The sequence below is a fragment of the Nitratidesulfovibrio liaohensis genome, from assembly GCF_011682075.1.
In the GTDB taxonomy this organism is placed as follows: domain Bacteria; phylum Desulfobacterota; class Desulfovibrionia; order Desulfovibrionales; family Desulfovibrionaceae; genus Cupidesulfovibrio; species Cupidesulfovibrio liaohensis.
This window is the reverse complement of sequence record NZ_VSMK01000719.1, coordinates 1-716: the sequence shown is the minus strand read 5'-3', so window position 1 is coordinate 716 and position 716 is coordinate 1. Positions and strand designations below refer to the sequence as shown.

The 716-nt window shown below is 71.9% G+C and carries 1 protein-coding gene; it reads right to left on the bottom strand.

Annotation, left to right across the window (positions count from 1 at the left end):
* Positions 1-3: 3 nt before the first annotated feature.
* On the bottom strand, positions 4-716 hold a 713-nt coding region (locus FVW27_RS21050), incomplete at its 5' end, for a ComEC/Rec2 family competence protein (RefSeq protein ID WP_243838561.1).

The following is a 716-nucleotide window of genomic DNA, read 5'->3' as shown; positions in this document are numbered from 1 at the left end:
GTCCTAGGCCAGCGCGGGCGGCAGCGAACAGGCCAGGGCCAGCTTGCGGCGCGGAATGCGCAGGTACACGCCGGGGGCGATACGCCCGGCCAGCAGGGCAACTGCGGCACCCAGTGCGGCGGCGGCGCACAGGTGCATGCCCGACAGGGCAATGGCGTGGATCAGCGAGGCGCGGGCCACAAGGTCCAGATCGCGACTGTCCAGATGAAAGCGGTCGCCCAGCACCAGTGCGGGCAGAAAGGTGCCCGCCGGGGTGGGCGGTTCGGGGGCGTAGCCGGGCGCGGCGATGGCGGTGGATTCCGGCGCGGGTGTCCCCTGCCCGTATGTTCCCGACGCGGATGTCTCCTGTCCGGATGTCTCTGCCGTGGCCTTGCGGCGGGGCTTTGCGCCGGTGCTCTTTTTTGCGGGCGATTCCGTGGCAGCGGCTGTCGCTGCGTCGCCGGTCTTGGCGTCAGGCCTGGCTTGAGCGTCAGGTCTGTCTTTCTCCGGCGCGCCGTGCAGGGCGATGGCCCGCAACATGGCGGTGCGCAGGTTCTCGCGGAAGCTCCATCCTGCGGACGGGGTGCCCTCCACACGAGGCATCCCCTTGGCGTGAGTGGTCCAGGCGCGGAAGCGCACGTCGCGAGAGGCCCAGAAGGCCGCGCTGTCGTCCCCGCCGGGGTTGGCCAGCCCGCGCATGGGCGAGACGGCGGCGGTGACGGTCAGGCGGGTGCCCG